The sequence below is a fragment of the Halocatena marina genome (assembly GCF_023276375.1).
Lineage (GTDB): Archaea > Halobacteriota > Halobacteria > Halobacteriales > Haloarculaceae > Halocatena > Halocatena marina.
Genome location: NZ_JALLPK010000001.1, coordinates 2,431,531 through 2,449,854, shown reverse-complemented (window position 1 = coordinate 2,449,854; position 18,324 = coordinate 2,431,531). Strand labels below are relative to the sequence as shown.

22 protein-coding genes and 1 tRNA gene are annotated in these 18,324 nt (G+C 55.0%); 15 read left to right on the top strand and 8 right to left on the bottom strand.

The annotated features are described in order from the left end of the window. The first annotated feature begins 42 nt into the window (after nucleotides 1-42). Nucleotides 43-2,076, top strand: a complete 2,034-nt coding sequence (locus MW898_RS11160) for a DEAD/DEAH box helicase (protein ID WP_248907212.1) — start codon at nucleotides 43-45, stop codon at nucleotides 2,074-2,076. A 7-nt stretch (nucleotides 2,077-2,083) separates the two neighbouring features. Here MW898_RS11160 and MW898_RS11155 read toward each other — a convergent pair whose 3' ends face one another. Next, nucleotides 2,084-2,290, bottom strand: a complete 207-nt coding sequence (locus MW898_RS11155; protein WP_248907210.1) for a DUF7537 family lipoprotein — start codon at nucleotides 2,288-2,290, stop codon at nucleotides 2,084-2,086. 69 nt (nucleotides 2,291-2,359) lie between these two features. On the opposite strand from MW898_RS11155, the gene MW898_RS11150 reads away from it, so the two are divergent. Genes MW898_RS11150 through MW898_RS11140 form a run of 3 tightly spaced genes read left to right on the top strand, consistent with a single transcriptional unit; the run spans nucleotide 2,360 to nucleotide 3,047 of the window. Beyond that, nucleotides 2,360-2,686: a nucleotidyltransferase domain-containing protein gene (locus tag MW898_RS11150; protein ID WP_248907208.1), complete on the top strand. Its 327-nt coding sequence runs from the start codon at nucleotides 2,360-2,362 to the stop codon at nucleotides 2,684-2,686. Beyond that, entirely contained in the window at nucleotides 2,679-2,876 is a 198-nt protein-coding gene (locus MW898_RS11145) for a HEPN domain-containing protein (RefSeq protein WP_248907206.1), read from the top strand. Before MW898_RS11150 ends, MW898_RS11145 begins: the two co-directional genes overlap by 8 nt. 12 nt (nucleotides 2,877-2,888) lie before the next feature. Further along, the gene (locus tag MW898_RS11140) at nucleotides 2,889-3,047 is read left to right on the top strand and encodes a hypothetical protein (protein ID WP_248907204.1); all 159 of its coding nucleotides are present in this window, start codon (nucleotides 2,889-2,891) and stop codon (nucleotides 3,045-3,047) included. A gap of 51 nt (nucleotides 3,048-3,098) precedes the next feature. On the opposite strand, the gene MW898_RS11135 is transcribed toward MW898_RS11140, so the two are convergent. Together MW898_RS11135 and MW898_RS11130 are read right to left on the bottom strand one after the other, a co-directional pair. Then, nucleotides 3,099-4,091 carry a radical SAM protein gene (locus MW898_RS11135; protein ID WP_248907202.1) on the bottom strand — a complete coding sequence of 331 codons (993 nt, stop codon included), beginning with the start codon at nucleotides 4,089-4,091 and terminating at the stop codon, nucleotides 3,099-3,101. 87 nt (nucleotides 4,092-4,178) lie between these two features. After that, nucleotides 4,179-4,790 (bottom strand): YbhB/YbcL family Raf kinase inhibitor-like protein, encoded by a 612-nt coding sequence (locus tag MW898_RS11130; RefSeq protein ID WP_248907200.1) that lies wholly within the window; start codon nucleotides 4,788-4,790, stop codon nucleotides 4,179-4,181. A 158-nt stretch (nucleotides 4,791-4,948) separates the two neighbouring features. Here MW898_RS11130 and MW898_RS11125 point away from each other — a divergent pair, with 158 nt between their 5' ends. Beyond that, nucleotides 4,949-6,031, top strand: coding sequence for a DUF373 family protein (locus MW898_RS11125; RefSeq protein ID WP_248907198.1), 1,083 nt, complete (start codon nucleotides 4,949-4,951; stop codon nucleotides 6,029-6,031). 70 nt (nucleotides 6,032-6,101) lie between these two features. Then, the gene (locus tag MW898_RS11120) at nucleotides 6,102-6,554 is read left to right on the top strand and encodes an Ig-like domain-containing protein (RefSeq protein WP_248907196.1); all 453 of its coding nucleotides are present in this window, start codon (nucleotides 6,102-6,104) and stop codon (nucleotides 6,552-6,554) included. A 167-nt stretch (nucleotides 6,555-6,721) separates the two neighbouring features. Here MW898_RS11120 and MW898_RS11115 read toward each other — a convergent pair whose 3' ends face one another. After that, entirely contained in the window at nucleotides 6,722-7,657 is a 936-nt protein-coding gene (locus MW898_RS11115; protein ID WP_248907194.1) for a branched-chain amino acid transaminase, read from the bottom strand. A 158-nt stretch (nucleotides 7,658-7,815) separates the two neighbouring features. After that, nucleotides 7,816-8,211, bottom strand: coding sequence for a CopG family ribbon-helix-helix protein (locus MW898_RS11110; protein WP_248907192.1), 396 nt, complete (start codon nucleotides 8,209-8,211; stop codon nucleotides 7,816-7,818). 100 nt (nucleotides 8,212-8,311) lie between these two features. Here MW898_RS11110 and MW898_RS11105 point away from each other — a divergent pair, with 100 nt between their 5' ends. Both MW898_RS11105 and aroC read left to right on the top strand, forming a co-directional pair. Next, on the top strand, nucleotides 8,312-9,028 hold the full coding sequence (locus MW898_RS11105) for a hypothetical protein (protein ID WP_248907190.1): 717 nt from the start codon (nucleotides 8,312-8,314) through the stop codon (nucleotides 9,026-9,028). A 136-nt stretch (nucleotides 9,029-9,164) separates the two neighbouring features. Beyond that, the gene (gene aroC, locus MW898_RS11100; protein ID WP_248907188.1) at nucleotides 9,165-10,328 is read left to right on the top strand and encodes a chorismate synthase; all 1,164 of its coding nucleotides are present in this window, start codon (nucleotides 9,165-9,167) and stop codon (nucleotides 10,326-10,328) included. A 40-nt stretch (nucleotides 10,329-10,368) separates the two neighbouring features. Here aroC and MW898_RS11095 read toward each other — a convergent pair whose 3' ends face one another. Further along, on the bottom strand, nucleotides 10,369-10,578 hold the full coding sequence (locus MW898_RS11095) for a hypothetical protein (protein ID WP_248907186.1): 210 nt from the start codon (nucleotides 10,576-10,578) through the stop codon (nucleotides 10,369-10,371). A gap of 53 nt (nucleotides 10,579-10,631) precedes the next feature. On the opposite strand from MW898_RS11095, the gene MW898_RS11090 reads away from it, so the two are divergent. The 4 genes from MW898_RS11090 (at nucleotide 10,632) to MW898_RS11075 (ending at nucleotide 14,128) form a co-directional block, all read left to right on the top strand. Continuing rightward, nucleotides 10,632-11,432: a hypothetical protein gene (locus tag MW898_RS11090; protein ID WP_248907184.1), complete on the top strand. Its 801-nt coding sequence runs from the start codon at nucleotides 10,632-10,634 to the stop codon at nucleotides 11,430-11,432. A 41-nt stretch (nucleotides 11,433-11,473) separates the two neighbouring features. Further along, nucleotides 11,474-11,556 (top strand) — tRNA-Ser (locus MW898_RS11085). 176 nt (nucleotides 11,557-11,732) lie between these two features. Further along, complete coding sequence (locus MW898_RS11080; RefSeq protein WP_248907183.1) at nucleotides 11,733-13,196, top strand: MDR family MFS transporter; 1,464 nt, start codon at nucleotides 11,733-11,735, stop codon at nucleotides 13,194-13,196. A gap of 113 nt (nucleotides 13,197-13,309) precedes the next feature. Continuing rightward, nucleotides 13,310-14,128 carry an NAD(+)/NADH kinase gene (locus tag MW898_RS11075; protein WP_248907181.1) on the top strand — a complete coding sequence of 273 codons (819 nt, stop codon included), beginning with the start codon at nucleotides 13,310-13,312 and terminating at the stop codon, nucleotides 14,126-14,128. 202 nt (nucleotides 14,129-14,330) lie between these two features. Here MW898_RS11075 and MW898_RS11070 read toward each other — a convergent pair whose 3' ends face one another. Then, complete coding sequence (locus MW898_RS11070; RefSeq protein ID WP_248907179.1) at nucleotides 14,331-14,735, bottom strand: helix-turn-helix domain-containing protein; 405 nt, start codon at nucleotides 14,733-14,735, stop codon at nucleotides 14,331-14,333. A 67-nt stretch (nucleotides 14,736-14,802) separates the two neighbouring features. Continuing rightward, a complete protein-coding gene (locus MW898_RS11065) occupies nucleotides 14,803-15,981 on the bottom strand; it encodes an MBL fold metallo-hydrolase (protein WP_248909756.1) in 1,179 nt (392 codons plus the stop codon). Between the two features lie 205 nt (nucleotides 15,982-16,186). On the opposite strand from MW898_RS11065, the gene MW898_RS11060 reads away from it, so the two are divergent. The 3 genes from MW898_RS11060 (at nucleotide 16,187) to mptA (ending at nucleotide 18,321) form a co-directional block, all read left to right on the top strand. Further along, nucleotides 16,187-16,432 carry a sulfurtransferase TusA family protein gene (locus MW898_RS11060; RefSeq protein WP_248907177.1) on the top strand — a complete coding sequence of 82 codons (246 nt, stop codon included), beginning with the start codon at nucleotides 16,187-16,189 and terminating at the stop codon, nucleotides 16,430-16,432. 1 nt (nucleotide 16,433) lies between these two features. Continuing rightward, nucleotides 16,434-17,009 (top strand): DsrE/DsrF/DrsH-like family protein, encoded by a 576-nt coding sequence (locus MW898_RS11055; protein WP_248907175.1) that lies wholly within the window; start codon nucleotides 16,434-16,436, stop codon nucleotides 17,007-17,009. A gap of 382 nt (nucleotides 17,010-17,391) precedes the next feature. Then, nucleotides 17,392-18,321: a GTP cyclohydrolase MptA gene (gene mptA / locus MW898_RS11050; RefSeq protein WP_248907173.1), complete on the top strand. Its 930-nt coding sequence runs from the start codon at nucleotides 17,392-17,394 to the stop codon at nucleotides 18,319-18,321. Nucleotides 18,322-18,324 lie beyond the last annotated feature (3 nt).

The following is an 18,324-nucleotide window of genomic DNA, read 5'->3' as shown; positions in this document are numbered from 1 at the left end:
GAGTTCGGGACAGTCAAATAGCCCCGCCGGGTAGTAGGGTCCGTGTCTCAGCAGGTTTCGGCGGTCGACACCCTGTTCCTCCACGAACGGTCCGACGATTACACTGTCGTCGTTACCCGTGATAACGAGCGGCTGCTGCAGGCGATTCTTGAGCTGAAAGAGACGAATGCCGGACCTCGTCCGGCTCGGTTTCGTGTGAGTGAAGGGTCGGGTGAAGACCTCCGTCGGCCCGAGGAGTTCGTCGACATCGCACGACGCGCGACGCGCATCCGTATCTCCGAGCAGACATCACGGAACGGACGCGATCAGATTCGATCGATGCTGGACGGCTATCAGCTCGGTGCAAAGGTCGTTCGGACGTGCCGATACTGCGCGAGCGCGGGTCGATACTCACCGCTAACGAGTGAGACGGATATTCGTGCCGACGGTGAACACATCTGTCTCGATTGTGCAAAGCGCGAACTCGAACGGGAGCTCAACTACCGGAGTCTCCAGTCCGGTGCCCGCGAGCGTCTCGAAGATCTGTTAGTCGAGATCGGCGATCTCGATCGGATAGTGAACCTCTTGAAAGGCCGTCTCGACCCCGAACTTACGAAGTTTGATGAGATTAGCTCCACGGTCGATGCGGTCGATCCCGTCCCGACTGATGCGCTTGATCTCAATCCGAAGCTCGCATCGCTCATCACCGAACAGTTTGAGCAGCTCCTCCCAGTCCAGAGTCTCGCGGTCAGAAACGGCGTCCTCTCGGGACGCGATCAGCTCGTCGTGAGTGCGACCGCGACAGGGAAGACGCTTATCGGTGAACTCGCCGGTATCGATCGTATCCTCTCTGGGGAGGGAAAGATGCTCTTTCTCGTCCCACTCGTCGCGCTGGCGAACCAGAAACACGAACAGTTCGACGAAGCGTACGGCTCTCTCGTAGACGTGACAATTCGGGTTGGGGCGAGCCGTATCCGTGATGGTGGTGCGGGCTTCAATCCCGGTGCGGACGTTATTGTCGGGACCTACGAGGGGATCGACCACGCTCTTCGCACCGGGAAGGATCTCGGTGATATCGGCACTGTCGTCATTGACGAAGTTCACACCCTTGGGGAAACCGAACGCGGTCACCGTCTCGATGGCCTCATTTCCCGCTTGAAACACTACTGTGAGCAGGACAAGGGGGACACGCAGTGGGTGTATCTCTCCGCGACTGTAGGCAACCCCAAACAGCTCGCGGGCGCGCTCGATGCGACACTCATTGAGTTCGAGGAGCGACCAGTTCCTATTGAGCGCCACGTTACGTTCACGGACGGGCACGATAAATCGGATATCGAGAACAAGCTCGTTAGACGTGCATTCGATACGAAATCGTCGAAAGACTATCGCGGCCAGACCATCATCTTCACCAATTCACGGCGGCGCTGTCACTCCATCAGTCGGTCGCTGGAGTACGATAGTGCGCCGTATCACGCTGGGCTGGACTATAAGCGCCGAAAGACGGTCGAGCGGAAATTCGCAGATCAGGAGCTCGCTGCCGTTGTGACGACCGCCGCGCTCGCCGCTGGCGTCGACTTTCCTGCATCGCAGGTCATTTTCGACTCGCTTGCAATGGGCATCGAGTGGCTTTCGGTGCAGGAGTTCAGTCAGATGCTCGGACGCGCGGGACGTCCTGACTTCCACGACGAAGGTACCGTCTACCTCCTCGTCGAACCCGATGGCACGTACCATAACTCCATGGGAATGACCGAGGATGAGGTAGCGTTCAAACTTCTTAAAGGAGAGATGGAGTCAGTCGTGACGCCCTACGACGAGTCAGCGGCCGTCGAAGAGACGCTTGCGAACATCGTTGTTGCCGGTCGAGGTGCAAAGCGTCTCAACGACCGAATGATCGGAGATGTGCCGACGAAACACGCGCTCGGAAAACTCATCCAGTACGACTTCATCGACGGGGCGACCGCGACGCCACTCGGAAGAGTGATCTGTCGGCACTTCCTCGCACCGAAAGCGGCGTTCGTCATGTTGGAAGGAATTCGTGCAGGAGACGATCCCTACGATATCGTCGGGGATATCGAACTGCTCGAGTCGGAGATCTGATTGTTAGTTAGCTTTCGGCTTGTGCCTCCTCGACCCACGCGGGTTCGGTAACCGTCGTGGTATCGGCGCCGTTGAACCGGATCGAACCCGTCCTGCTGTGTGTCTCTCCTTCACTGGTCGTATACGTTATTTCGTACGTACTTGATCGAACTAACCCATCGGAGTCGACCAACGCGGTCATGGTGAAGTTCTCGACTGTTGATTCGGACACCATCGGAGGAATCATACTGGTCTTTGCGTATTCACCCAAGAGATTGAATAACTGGCCGTCTAAGGGCTTATTATGAGTACACAAGCGACCCGACAGCGAGAACGAGCATTTGAGGCGTTCGCGCAGGGAGCGAAGGAAGTACTCGGGGATGATATTCACGAAATTATCCTCTACGGGAGTACAGCACGAGGCGAGGCGACCGAACATTCCGATGTCGATATTCTTGTGATTCTTACAACGACTGAGGAGGCGGAGACGCTCTACGCCCTAGCGTTCGACATCGGTCTCGAACACGGCGTTGTGATAAGTCCACACATCAAAACGAGAGAGAAATTTGAGTCTCGGAAGGATTTTCCATTTCTGCGAAACGTACGGAGAGAGGGTCGATTATATGGATGAGTACACGACAGAGGAATTCGAGCGGGCCAACGAGGCGTTGGCTGATGCCACCAAGCTTCGACAGACCGGCGGAACAGATCGAGCGATCGTAAATCGACTCTACTACGCTTGTTTTCACGCAGCAATAGCCGTACTCCATACGCGAGGATTCGATCCGACGACACACAACGGAGTCGTATCTGATTTCTGAGAAGAGATCGTAATGGAAAACGAAGCAAGCCGCGATGATGGCCGCTTTCTAAACGCGATGAGAACGCGACGACAGACAGCGGACTACGAACACGATCCGATCGAAGGTGATCTCGATGAGATGTTCGAGAACACAGAACAGTTTGTGGAAGACATGAAAGCGCTAGTATAGTGTACAAAGCTATACTCAATCGATAGATCCCATCTCACGAAGCTACCGGCGCTACGCCAACGGCGTTCGCTCGACGACGGTTCCGTTCACAGTCGGGTACTGCTCAACGACTTCGCCACGTCCCGCATCGCCTTCTTCGATGAGCTCCTCTAAAAGCCACCACGCGAGCTCGACGTGGTCCGTCTTCACCGTATAGTACTCTTCAGGGACACCGAGTGCTTGCAGTTCTGCTTCTGTCAACCACGTCTTCCCATAGACGAGGGTTCCATCGTCTGTTATCTCATCGAACGGCCGTTGAACATTGCGCGCCATTCGTTTCAGACGATTGCGGTGTTGGGCAGCGTCCTTGAACACGCTGGTACAAAAGTAGACGCGCTCGTGCTCGCCCATCTCTTCGAGCACATCGTGACTCCCTTCGACGGCACTCATGTGGCCATCGCGGAGTTCATAGCCCTGTTCTTTCATTCGTTGTGCGTTTCCGTCGCTCATCTCGAACTCGTTGATGTTACAGAACTCCGCTGCGCCCTCATCGAGAAACGTGAGGAACTCCGATTCGGCCCGAATGCCGGGAATCTCGAACGCGGGTGTGAGTCCTTCTTCACGGGCAATGTACAGGATATCCTCCCACTCGGTCCCGTGGAGATCGCCCCACAGTTCGTACGGTGGGTGGAACCTGATCTCGTCGAGACCGGCGGACGCGAGCCGACGCATGTTCTCCCGACCGCCCGTAATACCAGTATACAGGTGCGTGTGATGATCCTCTCCGAATTCATCTTTCAATAGAGACAGGTATCGGCAGGTACGGTTGAGGACTTCTTGTGGTTCTCCTCCGGTGATCGATGTTCCGAGGGCGTCCATGCGCTTTGCCTCGCGGATTATGTCCTCGTCTTCTTCGATCAGCCGTTCGTTGGCGTACACGTCCATGACGTTCTTGCGATTCTCACCGAGCGGGCAGTAAAAGCAATCACGCTGGTCACAGTATCCGTAGACGAACAGCACCATCTTGCCGCCCTCGGCACACTGTTCACAGCCCTTTGAGATCATCCGTTACGTTCGATATCCGGTCGACGCTGAAAAGTCGTGCGTTCTTTCCCGAATTGCAGACCGCATCGTGTGCTGTCTCTATTTGGCTTATCGATCGAATGTTCCTATCAGCGTCGTTTCCCCGATGAGTTCACTCTGGATGGCCGATTCGAGTGCTGGGCGCTTCGCTCCAGGAGCTACGTCGATCGTTGATCGGAGTGAATACAGCGTAAATTCGTAGGTATATGGCGGTTCTTCTGGTGGGGGACACGGACCACGATATCCTATTTCACCGAACCCATTGGTTCCCTGATGTACCGGCCCAGTCGTTCCGGTGACGGTCGCAGGGAATCCGGGATCAGTTCCACGTTCGGAAAGTTCGACTCGTGGTTGTTGTGGAATACCCTCTGGAAGTGTCGTCGTGTTTGCTGGGATGTTCCAGATAAGCCAATGGACGAACGGCTTCGAACCGGACGCATCGACAGTATCCATAATAAGCGCGAACGCCTCAGTGTCAAAGGAAACATCTGAAAATTCGAGTTCTGGTGAAATATCTCCACCTGCACAGGTGTACTGCTCTGGGATAGATCGGTCAGAAAATTCAGGGGCGAACAGCCCTGCTCCGCCGCTCTGTCTGTCTGCTCGACTGGCACAGCCAGCGAGCGCCGTCACCGTACCGAGCGCACCGAGCGTACCGAGCACCTGACGCCTCGTTCGCATGGTTGCTTGCACGGTCGCCGGAGGGATATACTGTCCGTTGTCGGTCGCCGTAGATCGTACAACCGTTCGATCGGCTGATCATAGATTCGCACTGCACACATCCGGGATTCGATTCGTGCCCGATAAGTTCGTTACCCCGGGGGCTGTACCGTCGAGTGATGTTGCTGGTGCTGTGTGTCGACCTTGACGACGATCTTGGACGCAAGACTGGACTACAGACGCCAGTCGTCGGGCGCGAGTCTGTAGAAGAAGCAGCTGTTGCACTCGCTACCGCAGATCCCGAGGATTCGGATGTCAACGTGGTGTTCGAAGGGATACACCTCTACGACCACATCGATGACGAGACAGTTGAGGTAGCGGTCGTCACTGGAACGAATGGGAGCGATGTCGCCGCAAACCGAAAAGTCGGTGAAGAGGTCGATACCGTTCTCGCCTCGTTATCAACCGGCGAAGACGTACACGCTATCGTCGTCACTGATGGTGCACAAGACGAGAGCGTCATCCCGGTCATCCGTTCCCGTGTCCCAATAGATAGTGTTCAGCGGGTCGTTGTCCGGCAGGCACAAGATCTCGAATCGATGTACTATACGATTAAGCAGGTGCTTGATGACCCCGAGACGCGTGGTACCATCCTTATTCCACTTGGCGTCCTCTTGCTCGTCTACCCGCTCGTCGAAGTGGCAAATCATTTTAATCTCCCTGGTGCGACGCTCGGGGCACTGAGTGGCTCTCTTGGGGCTTATCTCCTCTTCCGTGGACTCGGGCTTGACCGGGTTCTCGACACTGCCGTCAAGCGTGCCCGAACGAGCCTCTACACTGGTCGAGTAACGATTGTGACGTACGTCGTTGCAGCCGCACTGATCGTAATTGGCAGTGTAAACGGCGTTGACACGCTTTCCAGCCTCCGATCGGGCGCTCCGGTTGGTATTCTCACGACTGGTGCTGCGCTCGTCTACGGCGCTGTATACTGGCTTGCCGCTGCTGGAGTCACAGCGAGTCTCGGCCACATTACAGACGAGTATCTCCACGACACCTTCCGGTGGCGTCACCTCAACGCTCCCTTCTATGTACTGGCCATCGCAGCCGTTCTCTACGGCGTGAGCGCGCACGTACTCTCATATGTTAATCTCTCATTTCTCGCTATTGTCCTCACCGCAAGCACGTTGCTCGGTGTGTTCAGCACACTCGCATTCGCAATCGCGGAATCGCGGTTCTCAGCAGAGCGAAAAACGACGGCATAAAAAAAATATGTTGATAAACGGAACAATCTGATGTCGGATGATTCATTCGGAATGGCGTAAATCCTGTACTATGTCATCTTCAAGCGTTCGGAGACGACCGTGTTCCCGACGAACTGTCGTCGGTGCTGTTTGTCTCGGTGTCCTCTCGGCCACATCTGGATGTCTCGGACAGCTCTTCGGGATGGACATGCCCAAACGGAACCGGAACGTTGTCGTCGAAAACCTCGGTGACTCAGCACGTAATGTGACAGTTACCATTGACAATCCTGACGAGAAACACCTCTTTCGATTTCAGTACCAAATCAAATCGAATGCGACCACCGTCGCTGGCACGTTTCGTGGCCCAGCGCACACGATTACCATTCATGTTGATGAGAGCGACCCACGCACGGCTGAGTACGTCCCTCCAAACGGTAACTGTGACACAGAAACAATCGTAATCGAAATCCGTGACGATGGTGCTCCACAAATACGATCTCACTGCGGCGGTGTGTCTGGAAGCAGAACCAACGATACGAGTTGATCCGCGTTCACTCTTGTCGATTCATCTTATTGTTTTCATTGCGGTGTTTGGTGGCGTGTCTGTTCAGGTGTCGGACTAGCCTGCTTGCTCATCAGCACTCTCAATTCTGACTGTCGAAGCAAATCTCCAGCACGAACAGCTTGCACCACCGAATCAAATACGATGGCTCACTCCGAAACGTAGTGGAACCACTCATCGTGGTCGCTCACGCGTCGCTCGACGAGATCGAAGAACGCCGACTGCACGTCTTCAGTGATAGGTCCACGCGTTCCGTCACCGATCTGAACGTCGTCAACCAAACGAATTGGCGTGATTTCGGCAGCACTTCCAGTGAAGAAGAGCTCGTCAGCGGTGTACAGCTCACCACGGCTGATCGTCGCTTCATCGTGAACCGTATACCCCTGTTCGCGGGCGAGCGTGATGGCAGTTCTGCGTGTGATACCGTCCAAGATGCTCTCTGCGAGTCCTGGTGTGTAGATCTCGCCGTCACGCACGACGAAGATGTTCTCACCTGGTCCCTCGGCAACGTTTCCTTCCTTATTCAGAACAATGGCTTCGACGTAGCCGTTTCGTCGCGCTTCTTCGCCAGCGAGAAGGCTGTTGACATACAGTCCAGTGGTTTTGGCGTTCGTCGGGATCTGACTCGATGCGTGCTTGCGCCACGAGGAAACCATCACGTCAACGCCCTCTTCGAGCGCCTGCTCGCCCAGATACGTCCCCCATGGCCAGCAGGCGATAGCGACCTGTGTCGGACAGCCTTCCGGACTCACACCGAGGCTGTCGTATCCATAAAACGCGAGCGGTCTGATATAACACGACGCGAGATCTTGACGGCGGATGAGCTCAACCGTCGCCTCGGTAAGTTCTTCTTTGGTATACTCGATGTCGAGTCCGTAGGGCTTTGCGGAATTGTATAGCCGTTCGAGATGTTCCTCCCACCGGAAGATAGCTGGACCATGCTCGGTCGCATAGCAGCGGACCCCCTCGAAGACACCGCTTCCGTAGTGGAGTCCGTGCGTGAGGACGTGTATCTGTGCTTCATCCCAGTCGACGAACTCGCCATCCATCCAAATAGTGTCGATGTCCATCTCGGCGAAACTCATAGTGGAGTCTCTCTCTGGGGGGTAATGAGTCTTGGCGGTTTTTGCCGCACAATGAATACGCTCGGAAAATCCATGTCCATTTTTATTTTGATATTCATTTCATCGCTACTATTGTTGTTATTTCTATCACTACCCTTCCGTCGTCGATCTCGCTGTCATCAGTCATCATTGGCCATGAGTGTCATCACTTTCACTCGACCAACGGCGTCGAAATCTCTGAGCTCATACACGAGTTCACGAACACGTGGAGCCGACCCACGACAGAACACTCCTTCGAGACACCAGTCTCCCTGATGTGCGTGGCTGGTCGCGCTGATAACGTCCTGAAACTCGTGTTGGACTGTATGGAGCGGTTCGATGACTGCGTGGTGTTCGTAATCGAACGCGAGAAGAGCAACGACCTCGCCAGTCGTCTCTTCGAGGCGTGCGTGGGCTTCCGTGTACTCTCGAATGGCCTCTCGAACCGCACGCGAACGCGAGTCGTAGCCTTCCGATTGCCAGACTGCATCGAATGCCGCGAGATCCTCTTTGGGAATATTCAGGCTCGTACGCATGGCGGATATTCGATCTCTCCAGCAAAGATGTCCCGGTTATTACGATATCCCCATTCCGATCATAACAACCATCTTATCAATGGCTGTTCTGTCTTCTGATATGCTTGATGGGTCGCTCTCGGTGTTTGTCGGTGCGGTGGCTCTCGGACTCATCCACGGAGCCGAACCGGGTCACGGCTGGCCAGTCGCAGCAGTGTACGCTATTGACACATCAAATCGGTGGATTTTCGGGTTCATTTCCGGTCTTCTTATTGGCATCGGACATCTCATCAGCTCTATCGCTGTCGTCGGTCTCTTTTTCCTCCTCAAAACGTACAGCGGAATCGGACAATTCGATGGACTGAACTACGTTGCTGGTGTGCTCCTCATCTTACTCGGCATCTACGAGTATCGGAATGGCCACTCACACACTCATGCTCAGAGCGAGAACGAAAAAAATCACGATCACGATCACGACCACGATCATGATCACGAGCATGATTATGACCATGATCATGACGATCACGACCACAGCGAGCTATCGCCTGATGATTCGCGTGGGTTGTGGGGAATCACGAGTGCCGCGTTTTTCCTCGGATTTGCGCACGAGGAGGAGTTCGAGATCATTGCGATGTGTACCGGTTCGTCGTACTGTCTCGAACTGATGCTCGTCTATGCACTTGCTGTGATCCTTGCGCTCGTTGCACTGACCATGTTATTTATTGCTGGTTTCGAACGGTACGAAGAACGTGCCGAGCGCTACGCCGAATACTTCCCGACGATCTCAGCAGCCGTTCTGATTCTGATGGGCCTTGGATTCATCACCGGCGTGTTGTAATTCTGGGTGTGTGCTGTGTTGCTGTGACGCCGACACAGTATCTGGCGTGTGTGTACATCGAGTAACGCAGAGCTTTTCTGTCTCCTCGGTTGCGCGAGTTGCAACACCTAAATGGCCCGCCTCCAATACCCGAGTAATGAATGGAAACGAGTTTGGTCGGCTCTTTCGCGTCACCAGTTATGGTGAGAGTCACGGGCCGGCGATGGGTGTCACGGTCTCTGGATGTCCGGCGGGTCTCGAACTCTCTGAAGAGGACGTTCAGCACGAACTTGATCGGCGCAAGCCCGGCCAATCGATGATCACGACCAGCCGCGACGAACCCGACGCTGTCGAGATTCACAGCGGTCTGCAGGACGGCTATACGACGGGAACGCCGATCGGGATGGGGATTCAGAACAAAGACCCTCGTTCGGGGAAATACGAACCGTTCATTACCGCACCCCGTCCGAGTCACGGAGATTTCACCTACTCTGCGAAGTTCGGGACGCGAAACTGGGGTGGTGGTGGTCGTTCGAGCGCTCGCGAGACCGTTAATTGGGTCGCTGCTGGAGCAATCGCGCAGAAACTCCTCGAACGCGAGGGAATTCAGGTCAAAGCACACGTCAATCAGATCGGTGACATCGAGTCTCCTGATGTATCGTTCGATGAACTCCTCGAACATACAGAGGAAAACGAGGTGCGGTGTGCTCATCCTGAGACGGCAGAACGGATGCGCGAGCGCATCCAAACATACCAGCAGGAGGGCGATTCGATCGGTGGTTCAATCTACTTTGAGGCGCGTGGTGTGCCACGCGGACTGGGAGCTCCGCGATTCGATTCAGTTACCGCACGCCTCGGACAGGCGATGATGGCCGTTCCCGCCGCTACAGGATTCGAGTTCGGATTGGGTCGGACAGCGCGCGAACAGACCGGGAGCGAGCGCAACGAAGACTGGACCTTCGATGAGGACGGCGATCCCATCCCCGTCGGTAACGACCACGGCGGCCTGCAGGGCGGCATCACGACCGGCCAGCCGATCTACGGGGAAGTGACGCTGCATGCCCCCACATCCATCCCGAAAACACAGACGACAGTCGACTGGGAGACGGGCGAGGAAAAAGAGATTCAAGTTATTGGTCGACACGATCCCGTTCTCCCGCCTCGGGGCGTCCCAGTCGTTGAGGCAATGGTCAACCTCACAATCGTCGACTTCATGCTCCTCGGTGGCTACCTCAATCCGGACCGTCTCGACGACCGTCCCGGTGAATACGAGACGGAGTACCACCCACGGAGCCCGGAGAACAGAGACCGAGAAGAATAACGCTCCTCCACGCACCACTGAACTATTTTCAGTTATTGATTCACCAGTACGGATTCGAGAGAAATCGGCTTGACAACACACCAGTACCAACGCTTGCAGCGATGCTTGCACTGAGGAGCAAGAGAGCAAGTATCACTGGAATCACGTACGATCCAGCCAGCAGTCGAGCAACGAATGAAAAGAGCGCACCCACCACGCCAACAACAGTCGTGAGGACAGCGAGCACGCCGACCGTTCGTGTCAAATCCATACCACCGCTTCCAAAGCCGGGATGATAAAGGTCGCGCCCCACCCAGTACTCGTATGACCACGATTGCCGTTCTCTGTGATCCACCCCGCGATGGTCTCGTTCTCACCGCTCTTCCCGAAACATCGCCGCTTTCGACCACCGAAGCGACCGAACTCTACACCGCGATGCTGCAAGATGCCTGTCGTGCTGTCGAAGCGAGCGGGGGTGAGTTGCTCGTCAACTACCGGCCGGACGATGCACTTCCCGAACACGACGGACAAACCAAAACCGTCGAATCAGAATTAGAGTCAGAGCCAAAATCAGAATCTAAAGACGAAGCTGAAGCCCACGTTCGGGCAGTTGTTGACAACACGCTCGACGATCCCGATGTGGCTCGTTTCGAGCGTCAGGTTGGTGAGACGTTTTCGGGACGGGCTGGCAATACGGCGACGCATCTCCTCGAACGAGAGGGTGTAGGAACGGTCGCCATCGTGAAACCGAACGCACCGTTTCTCTCTCGCCAGCAGATTGACACCGCCGCGATGAAACTCCGACGGTCTCCTGTCATTCTCGGACCATCGACCGACGGTCGAGTCTACTACGCTGGATTCAGAGAGACGATTGATTACGCTGACGCGTACACCGCTCCTGCTGTCGAAACACTGACTGATCGAGCAATCGACGCTGGCCACGAGGTTGATTTCCTCCCACAGTTTCCTGTCGTCGAATCCGGGACTGATCTCGCTGAGGCGCTTGCACTCATCCGTGCCCGTCGACGCGCCGGCCGCCTCGTTCCCGAGCACACAACCGCGTTCCTCGACAGCCTCGGACTGTCTATCGTCGAATGCGAACACGGACTGGATCTGACGCGCTGATCGTTAGAATTTAAACAGAGGCGGGAATATAGGAGAACGCAGGTGGGGTGGCGGAGTGGACTAACGCGCCTGTCTTGAAAACAGGTGGCCTATGGCCTCATGGGTTCGAATCCCATCCCCACCGCTGACAACGGATTTTCTATGCCCTCTGTTTCGTCAACACTACCTTCGTAACTTCTCGTATGGACACTGTATAGCGTTCTGCAATTTCGATTCGTGTCACTGTGCTATGGGAATCAAAATTTGAATATCGCCACGATTCGGCGCGGCGTTTTGTAGTCGGAACGCATCGCTTCATCTATGGAACAGCCGACATCGAATAGACGCCTCGTCACGCTTGGCATGATGCTTGGGATATTTCTCGCTGGGATCGACGGCACGATCGTGAGCACAGCGATGCCGACGGTCGTGGCGTCGATCGGTGGGCTTAGTCTCTACTCGTGGGTGTTTGCTGCGTACATGTTGTTTGCGGCGATCAGTATGCCGTTGTTCGGTCGGCTGTCAGATATTTATGGCCGAAAGCGGTTCTTTTACATCGGTGTCGTCGTCTTCGTACTTGCGAGCGCGCTCGCTGGGGCGGCCCAATCGATGGACCAGCTCATCGTATTTCGAGCCGTTCAGGGCATCGGAGCGGGTGCAATGTACGCAATTCCGTACACCATTCTCGGTGTGATCTATCCGCCTGATCAGAGAGGAAAAGCAATCGGTTACGGGAGCGCAGTCTGGGGTGTTTCGAGCGTCATCGGCCCATTACTCGGCTATCTCATCGTCGTGACTCTGGACTGGCGGTGGGTGTTCTATCTCAGTGTTCCCGTCGGTATCGTGGCTATCGTGCTGGTCTCCCGATCACTCGAAGAGACAACTGGTGAGGTCGAGCGACAGGTCGACTACGGTGGTGCGCTTGCTCTCTCAGCTAGTGTCGGGGCGATTCTCCTTGCGCTGGAACTGTCCGAGTCCTCGATCGCACTGACCGGAGGTCTGCTCGTGGTTGGTCTCGGGAGCGTGCTCGCGTTCATCCGCATCGAGCGTTCGGTTCGGGTTCCCATTCTCCCGCTCTCGTTATTCGAGGATCGAGTGTTCCTTATCACCAACGCTGTCGGCTTCTTCAGTAGCTTCGTCATCTTTGCAGCCCTCACTTACGTGCCCTTGTTCGTCCAGAGCGTCTACGGCGGGGCTGCAAGCGCAGCACTCGCGGTCTTTCCGATCTCGATCGGATGGTCGGGAATGAGCTTTGTCTCCGGACGACAGGTGAACAGGTTCGGCGAGCGTCGGCTCATTGTGACCGGCGCGGCTATAATGACAGCGAGCTTCGTGGCTGGCGCGTTCTGGACGGCATCGCTCTCTCTCCTCGCTATCCTCGTGAACGTCTTCGTGATGGGTGTCGGGATGGGGATGATTACACCACCATTGTTGACGACGATCCAGAATCGGCTCGGTACCGAACAGATGGGGCTTGCGACCTCATCACAACAGTTTTTCCGAAATCTCGGTGGCACGATCGGTGTCACAGTGCTCGGCATCGTGATGACTCTCGTGATGAACGATCAGCTTGATGCGGTACCAGGAGTATCGGATCTTGGTGACCTCCAGCGCGTGCTGCTTGATTCGTCCACCCCACCGGACGGCCTCACCCTCGTGTTGACGGAGGGCCTAACGACTGTCTTTGCCGTGTCGTTCGTCATCTGTCTTCTCACGTTTGGACTGTCCGTGTATCTCCCGCCAGCTCATGCCCAAGCACAAGACGTGCCGTCCGGGGACGACTAGATATCTCTAGTTCTCTAATTCTGTCAACCCCTGCCATGTGAGTGAACGCACCGTTTCATCCCACAACACCCGCGTGTGCGTGGGTTTTTGACGACAGGGTTCGATACACAGATATGCGAGTCGGTATTGTCGCACAGCAGGATAACCCACGGGCGGCGGCGTTGGCAGGCGACATCCGCAGTTCCGTGAGTGCTGATGTCGTCGTCGATGAGACAACAGCCAAATCCCTCGACGTACCTGGTGTATCGATCGAAGGAATGGCCGGATGTGACCTCGTCGTGAGTATCGGTGGCGACGGCACGTTTCTTTATGCCGTGCGCGGGATTGGTTCGACGCCGATCATGGGTGTGAATCTCGGTGAGGTTGGATTTTTGAACGCAACACCACCAGAAAACGCTGTGTCGGCCGTCGAACGAACGATTTCAGAACTCAGTGACGGGACGGTCAAGATTCGGGAGGTCCCACGACTAACGGCCACGGGTGAGGACTGGACGCTCTCTCCTGCGTTGAACGAAGTGGTCATCATGGGCCCCCAACGCGGTCCTGGAAATGGTATCGACATCGAGATTCGACTCGACGGCTCGTTGTACACTGGTGGACACGCAGATGGCGTCCTTGTCTCCACGCCGACTGGCAGCACTGCCTACAATCTCAGTGAAGGTGGGCCGCTTGTCCACACCGACGTTTCGGCACTTGTCGTCAACGAAATGTGTGCCACAGAAGGGATGCCACCACTGCTGGTTGGTTCGGACACCGACGTGACCGTCCGCGTCGATGGAGCCGAGCAGGCTGTTGCTGTTAGTGACGGTCGAGTCAAGCGAGAACTCAATCCGCCGGTGACTATTTCACTCTCGACCGAAGCGCCGCCTGTTCGGATTGCTGGTCCGGATATCGACTTCTTTGCGGCGCTCGGAAAATTGCAATTGGGATGAGCGTTCGAATGCCGTTTCGTCTCCAACGGTCACTACTTTGCTACTAATCGTTCGATTGTGACTGAGACGACGAGTACGAGGAAGCTATCTCCTCACATGAGAATCAGGGTACGAACGGAACGCTCACCTCAAACTCACGGCGTCGAAATCAAACACGAGGGATCCATATCGATCGTTTTTGTTGCTGTGTAATGAGAGATGATCAGTTTTCAGTTGGTGATAGCTGGCCGGGTTCGTCATCGTACTTTTCGCTGAACTCACCAATGAGCTGTCCCATCTTCGCATACCAGTCGTTGAGCATCCGCTGCATCTCTTGTGTAATGTCTTCGGCGGCCCGCGGATGGTAGACGTGATAGTAACCTCCTTGTTCGTAGTTGATCTGCTCTTTCTGAATGAATCCAGCCTGCAGCAGTCGCTGTACCGAGCGGTAGGCGGTCGACCGCTCACGGTCGATTTTATCTGCAATTCCGTCGACAGTGAGTGATTCATCTGTCTCGTTCAGCAATCGAAACACATCCTTGTCGATTTCTTTGAGGTTGTGGAAACACTCCAACAGTCCCTCACATTGCATATCCTGCCGGAGCATTTCGCTCATCGAGTCGGCCATCGGTTACTCGTGGTTAGCGATACACATTCAAAAGAATTTGCATAGTTAGCACAATACCGTGCCCATCTCAATTCGTTAGTGGTGATTCGCTCGCTGCGCAATTATTCGGGCCCAGTTCGAGTTCGAACGCTTCTTCGTCGTCAGGTGATTCCTCGCCAAGGTTGGTAGCGATGATCGCCTCATAGTTAGCGGGTCGAGGCGGCATGCTCGAAACGATGAACTCGACGAACGGCTCTTTATCCATCGACAGTACGTCCATTGTTTCCGTGAGTTCACCGAGTATAGCGGTGTAGGTGCCATCTTCGCACTGACTTGCGGAATCGCTAACGTGTGCAGGTGCGATGATCGTGTCGTCGGGCAGTGTCAGGATCTCCTCGGTGAGTGATTCGTACAGCGTCGCAGCTGCGTCCGTGGCCGCCGCTGGATCTTCGAGATCGGGTCGTGCGACGCTTTCTGTGAACAGCCCGTCGCCGGTGAACAGTACGTTTTCGACCTTGTACGCGGTCATTCCCGATGTGTGGCCGGGCGTGTGGATAACGTCGATCTCTACCTCACCAACGGTGAGGCTATCCCCGTTTCGAACCGTCTCGTATGGTTGATCGTAATCGACACCACGCTCTGTGGCAGCCGCGGGCATAACTGCAGTCGCACCTGTCTGATCAGCGAGCGATCGAATGCCTGAGATGTGATCTGCATGGATATGCGTATCGAGCGCGTAAACCAGTTCAGCACCGAGGTTTCGCACGTCTTGTGCATACTGAGCAGTAAACGCGTGGAGTGGGTCGATAACAGCGGCCTCGCTGTCCGAGACGATGAGGTACGCGAGACAGCCACTCGACGGTCGATGATACTGTGCGATCGTTACGTCACTCTGGACCGTGAGCTCGGTGTATTCGTAGATCCGTGCCCAGCCCTTCATCCCGCGCTCGAGATGATCGACATCGTAGTCCTCTTGTTGGAGGTTTTCGGCGACCAGCTCGCTGGAACCACCCTTCGCGCATAATACGGTGAGCTTCTGTTCCTCGGGAAGTTTTGTGAGTAACTCCTCAGGAATTCCATCGAGCAGCGTGAAATACGGATGATTCACGATCTCGACGTTCTCATCGCTGATGTGCCACTCCTCGAAGTCATTTTCTGCTCGGATATCGAGGATAAACACGTCCTCGTCTCTGTCGATACGTTCTTTCAGCTCTTTCGGCGGGATCGAGTTGATATCATCCTCCGAATGGTACTCTCCGTCGGTCATTGTCATTCGCTTCTACAAACGGCTCGCCAATAAGATTTTGCATAGTAATTCTATATCCACACAATACTAATAAGGGAGAAAGTGACTAATAGGCCATGATAGTAGATAATACGGGGAGCATGGGGGACTAGTTGTGTTCAAAATAAGGTCTACTATCGGTACGTTTTTACGGTCCTCTCCAATATTGTGCGATGTAGTCACTATTATGACCACACACAAAACTGCCGAGGTACTCGACACAACGGGACAGAACTGTCCCATGCCAGTCGTCAAGACAAAGCAGACTATCGATCAACTCGAAGAAGGAGCGATTCTGGAAGTTCTCGCGACCGATCCCGGAAGTATGAGTGATCTCGCTGGTTGGGCAGCTGCAACCAGCGACGTCGAACTCATTGAGCAGGACGAGCGTAGCGAGATATTCACGCATTACATCCGCAAGACGGACTCATAGAATGAGTACTGACACTCCGCAAACGCCAGAGTCCGACGAGCGCTTGACTCATGAAGAGCTCGAAGAGCGAGTCGTCGCTCTTGAGGACCGGGTTGCTGACGTAGAGAGCCGTGATAAGCAGCCGAAAATATCGATTATCGCAACGAAGGGGACGCTCGATATGGCCTATCCCCCGCTCATTCTTGCAAGCACCGCCGCAGCGTTCGGGTACGAAGTCACAGTTTTTCACACGTTCTGGGGGCTGGACATCCTTCATAAGGAGAAATCGAAGAATCTGAAGCTGAGTTCGGTCGGAAATCCTAATATGTCAGTTCCGAACGCAATCGCGGCATTTCCGGGAATGGATCGAATCGTAACGAAGATGATGGAAAAGCAGATTGCAGACAACGACACAGCCACGATCGAGGAACTTCTTGACACTTCTCTCGATATGGGAGTCGAATTCCAAGCCTGTCAGATGACAATCGATCTCATGGGATATGACGAAGACAACTTCTATGACGGCATTACCGTCGGTGTTGGTGCGGCGACAGCCATTCGAGACATGGCTGAGTCAGATATCCAACTTCTCATTTAGCGCACTATTTTGTAGATTAGGTGTGTCTGATGCGCCAGAGCGGTTTCTCATACTGGATCCAGCCCAGTCCACCATTGCGTATTCTCAGAGACGGCAAAGGAGACCGTCGTTCTAAGACGCTGTTTTCCACCGTGTTTCAGCAATTGCAATCCTCAGTCACTTCTGTGATGAGTGTGGAGTCGGTACAGAATTTCGTGGCCAGTCGCCGTGCGCTGTTGGTTCCAATTCATTGGCTCGCTTCGATACGATTGGTATCGTCTGGTTGAACGTTTGTGGAAACCCCGATACGAAGTTCCGGGCAACAAAAACCGTACGAACGAATTGTGAGAAATTCATGTGGGTTTCGGAACCCATATTCGGGTCTGGCTCATTTCTCGAAATAATGAGCCAGCAGCTGCCGGACGTGCAGGCGTCGAGTCCGACCGTCAGTATCGGGCTTAACCGCGTCGGCGTGACCGGGGTCGAGAAGCTCGTCAAGATCGATCGGGATGATCGCAGACCCATCGTACTGATGGCTGAATTCGAAGTGTTCGTCGATCTGCCAAAGTGGCGGAAGGGTGCGGACATGAGCCGGAACATGGAAGTCATTGACGAGACACTTGAGATCGCGGTCAGTGATACTACCTCCGGCGTCGAAGACGTCTGTGGTACCGCTGCCGAGCGTCTCCTCGAAAAGCACGACTATACGACGAAAGCCGAAGTCCACATGGAGGCGACATACGCTGTCCACGATCAGACGCCCGAGTCAGACCGCCTCACCCAGTCGACTGCGGATATCATCGCGAGTGCCACAGCAACCGAAGACGGCACTCGTGAAGAGATTGGTGCGCGCGTCGTTGGGATGACCGTCTGTCCCTGTTCGCAAGGAATGTCTGCCGCCCGCGCCCGAGAAACGCTCCTCGACCTCGGTGTCGAGGACGGAGTCATCGAGCAGTTCCTCGATACGGTTCCACAGCCAGGTCACTCCCAGCGCGGACACGCTACACTCACCATCGAAGCGGCGGGCGAACCAAACGTTGATGTCACCGACGTCATCGAAGTTGCCCGTGATTCGATGAGTGCACGGATCTACAACCTCGCAAAACGGCCCGACGAAGACCACATGACCTACTCGTCTCACACGGACGCGAAATTTGTCGAGGACTGTGTCCGTGCCATGGCCGAAGGAGTCGTCAACCAGTTCTCGGACCTCCCGGATGATGCGATCATCACGATGAAACAGTCGAACGACGAATCGATCCACCAACATAACGCTCACGCCGAACGCGTCGCAAAGATGAGTGCCCTCCGGTCCGAGCTGAACGGATCGTAAGCG

Coding starts and splice junctions, on each gene's coding strand:
- MW898_RS11155 (WP_248907210.1), bottom strand. CDS start 2,290: ATGGTGTCCGAATCAACAGTCGAGAACTTCACCATGACCGCGTTGGTC.
- MW898_RS11150 (WP_248907208.1), top strand. CDS start 2,360: ATGAGTACACAAGCGACCCGACAGCGAGAACGAGCATTTGAGGCGTTC.
- MW898_RS11145 (WP_248907206.1), top strand. CDS start 2,679: ATGGATGAGTACACGACAGAGGAATTCGAGCGGGCCAACGAGGCGTTG.
- MW898_RS11140 (WP_248907204.1), top strand. CDS start 2,889: ATGGAAAACGAAGCAAGCCGCGATGATGGCCGCTTTCTAAACGCGATG.
- MW898_RS11135 (WP_248907202.1), bottom strand. CDS start 4,091: ATGATCTCAAAGGGCTGTGAACAGTGTGCCGAGGGCGGCAAGATGGTG.
- MW898_RS11130 (WP_248907200.1), bottom strand. CDS start 4,790: ATGCGAACGAGGCGTCAGGTGCTCGGTACGCTCGGTGCGCTCGGTACG.
- MW898_RS11125 (WP_248907198.1), top strand. CDS start 4,949: ATGTTGCTGGTGCTGTGTGTCGACCTTGACGACGATCTTGGACGCAAG.
- MW898_RS11120 (WP_248907196.1), top strand. CDS start 6,102: ATGTCATCTTCAAGCGTTCGGAGACGACCGTGTTCCCGACGAACTGTC.
- MW898_RS11115 (WP_248907194.1), bottom strand. CDS start 7,657: ATGAGTTTCGCCGAGATGGACATCGACACTATTTGGATGGATGGCGAG.
- MW898_RS11110 (WP_248907192.1), bottom strand. CDS start 8,211: ATGCGTACGAGCCTGAATATTCCCAAAGAGGATCTCGCGGCATTCGAT.
- MW898_RS11105 (WP_248907190.1), top strand. CDS start 8,312: ATGCTTGATGGGTCGCTCTCGGTGTTTGTCGGTGCGGTGGCTCTCGGA.
- aroC (WP_248907188.1), top strand. CDS start 9,165: ATGAATGGAAACGAGTTTGGTCGGCTCTTTCGCGTCACCAGTTATGGT.
- MW898_RS11095 (WP_248907186.1), bottom strand. CDS start 10,578: ATGGATTTGACACGAACGGTCGGCGTGCTCGCTGTCCTCACGACTGTT.
- MW898_RS11090 (WP_248907184.1), top strand. CDS start 10,632: ATGACCACGATTGCCGTTCTCTGTGATCCACCCCGCGATGGTCTCGTT.
- MW898_RS11080 (WP_248907183.1), top strand. CDS start 11,733: ATGGAACAGCCGACATCGAATAGACGCCTCGTCACGCTTGGCATGATG.
- MW898_RS11075 (WP_248907181.1), top strand. CDS start 13,310: ATGCGAGTCGGTATTGTCGCACAGCAGGATAACCCACGGGCGGCGGCG.
- MW898_RS11070 (WP_248907179.1), bottom strand. CDS start 14,735: ATGGCCGACTCGATGAGCGAAATGCTCCGGCAGGATATGCAATGTGAG.
- MW898_RS11065 (WP_248909756.1), bottom strand. CDS start 15,981: ATGACCGACGGAGAGTACCATTCGGAGGATGATATCAACTCGATCCCG.
- MW898_RS11060 (WP_248907177.1), top strand. CDS start 16,187: ATGACCACACACAAAACTGCCGAGGTACTCGACACAACGGGACAGAAC.
- MW898_RS11055 (WP_248907175.1), top strand. CDS start 16,434: ATGAGTACTGACACTCCGCAAACGCCAGAGTCCGACGAGCGCTTGACT.
- mptA (WP_248907173.1), top strand. CDS start 17,392: ATGAGCCAGCAGCTGCCGGACGTGCAGGCGTCGAGTCCGACCGTCAGT.